Annotated in this window: 2 protein-coding genes; one reads left to right on the top strand and one right to left on the bottom strand. The window is 63.6% G+C overall.

Annotated features, from left to right (window positions below):
* Positions 1 to 300: 300 nt before the first annotated feature.
* Positions 301 to 1,725: a dihydrolipoyl dehydrogenase family protein gene (locus tag T281_RS16965; RefSeq protein WP_037242395.1), complete on the bottom strand. Its 1,425-nt coding sequence runs from the start codon at positions 1,723 to 1,725 to the stop codon at positions 301 to 303.
* A 141-nt stretch (positions 1,726 to 1,866) separates the two neighbouring features.
* On the opposite strand from T281_RS16965, the gene T281_RS16960 reads away from it, so the two are divergent.
* Positions 1,867 to 2,071 (top strand): hypothetical protein (locus T281_RS16960; RefSeq protein ID WP_037242392.1); only part of this gene is annotated, 205 nt, incomplete at its 3' end.

The following is a 2,071-nucleotide window of genomic DNA, read 5'->3' as shown; positions in this document are numbered from 1 at the left end:
GGATGCCTCAAGCGCGAGCGCGGCGACCTTCGCGGCAACGACACGTTCCATCAGCCAGTTTTTGCGGAAAGTCGCGACGGAGGGCACGAAAATGAGCACTTCGGCCACCATGACAAACATGATCGTCATGAACAGGAGCCTTGCCGGAAGACTTCTTCTGATGGAGCCCATTCTCGAGGGTGCGCGCTTCTCTATGCGGTCCAGCGCAGACTGCGCTCCGCCGTGATCGCGATCTTTTGAAGTCCGGGTGTCCAAAGCGCGTCAAAGAACCCTGTTGCCAACGCTTCTAAATAACGCGAATCAGCGGAATTTCGCAAGCAATGCAATGATGCGTCGCAAGAATGGGTTCTGCGCGCTTGGCGCGAAGTAGTTCAGGGCGGCTCTTTTATTCATTTCGGAGAGCGTCGGATAAGGCGACACGATGCTTTGCATCGCCTTGAGGGAAATGCCTTTCTGCATGGCGAGGCTCCACATCTGGATGAGTTCGCCCGCCTGCGCGCCGACGATCCCCGCGCCGAGGATCTTGCCCCGGCGCGACGCTATGACCTTCACGAAACCGCCCGTTTCGCGCTCGGCCTGAGCGCGGTCGTTCTCGGCGTAGGGCCAACGCAAAATGGCGAGCTTACCGTAGCGAGCCCGCGCCGCGTCTTCGGTCAGGCCGACATGGGCCACCTCAGGGTCGGTGAACGTCACCCACGGAATGGTCGAATGATCGGCCTTCGCAGGAAGCCGGAACAGCGCGTTCTTGATGACGATGGACGCGTGATAATTCGCGGCGTGCGTGAGGTTGACCTCGCCCGTCACGTCGCCGATGGCGTAGACGCGTTTGTTCGACGTGCGAAGCCCGCTCGTGACCTGGATGCCGCGCTCGCTGTAATCGATCCCGGCCGCTTCGAGATTGAGATCGGCGACAACGGGCGCGCGGCCCACCGCAAGGAGGAGGTGCGTTCCCTCGATGGAATAGGTCCGGCCGAGGTTCGCGAACACCACGCGGATGTTGTTGCCGAACGGCTCGATCCTCTCGACGCGCGCGTTCTCCTGCACGCGGATGCCCTCGTCGCGCAACCGGTTGAGCAGATATTGCCGCAACTCGTCGTCGTCTCGCGACAGCGCCTTGCCCGCCTCGACGACCGTCACTTCGCTGCCGAGCCGCTTGTGAGCCTGCGCCAGTTCGAGCCCCGCCGGTCCACCGCCTAGAATAATGAGTTGCGGCAGGCGGTGCGTGTTCTGAAAGATCGTCTCATTCGTAAAAAAAGGGACGCGGTCGAGCACCGGGATCGGCGGGATCAGGGGCGCGGAGCCGGTGGCGATGACGAAGCGGCGCGCCTTGATCTGGTAGTCGGCCGCCTCGACGATGTCGGGGTCGACGAAGCGCGCGCTCGCCTTGATGACATCCACGCCGAGGCCATTGAACCGCTCGACTGAGTCGTTCGGCGCGATGGCCGCCACCACCCCCGCAACGTGCTCCGCGACGGCCTTATGATCGATACCGGGATTGCCGACGCGAATGCCGAACTTCTCCGCGTCGCGGATCTGATGTGCCCGCTTCGCGGCGGCGAGCAGCGCCTTCGACGGCACGCAGCCTGTGTTGAGGCACTCGCCGCCCATCGGGCCGCGCTCGATCAGCACCACCGAGACACCGAAGGCGGCGGCGATAGCGGCGGCGGACAGCCCGCCCGATCCCGCGCCGATCACGCAGATGTCCGGCGTTAAAAGCTGAGGCATGGCCGTTCCGCTCCCCCGTCGCGATTCCTGCGCATCCTGTTTCGCGCGGGCGGCCCGATTTGGCAAGCAGCGCCGCCCACGCTCACAGTAATGTTGTTGGTTTAAAGCTTCGGGAAAGCGATGAGGCGGCAGGGCTGTCGGATGATCAACGACGGCGCAGCCTACGGCACCGAGTTCCGTCTGCCGAAAGACACGTGGATGAACCCGGACGACCTGCGCGTTGGGCTATGGCATCGCGGCGCACAAGACAGGCTGCAAGGCGATCCGTTCGGCGGCGATACCGACCCGGAGAACCCGGTGTGGGACGATCTCATCAGGAGCCCGGTGATGCGCGACAAGCAGGCGA

This window comes from Rhodomicrobium udaipurense JA643 (assembly GCF_000636015.1).
Lineage (GTDB): Bacteria > Pseudomonadota > Alphaproteobacteria > Rhizobiales > Rhodomicrobiaceae > Rhodomicrobium > Rhodomicrobium udaipurense.
This window is presented reverse-complemented; position numbering and strand designations above follow the sequence as displayed.

Excerpts from the sequence above, each read along its gene's own strand:
- T281_RS16965 (WP_037242395.1), bottom strand. The coding sequence starts at position 1,725 with ATGCCTCAGCTTTTAACGCCGGACATCTGCGTGATCGGCGCGGGATCG.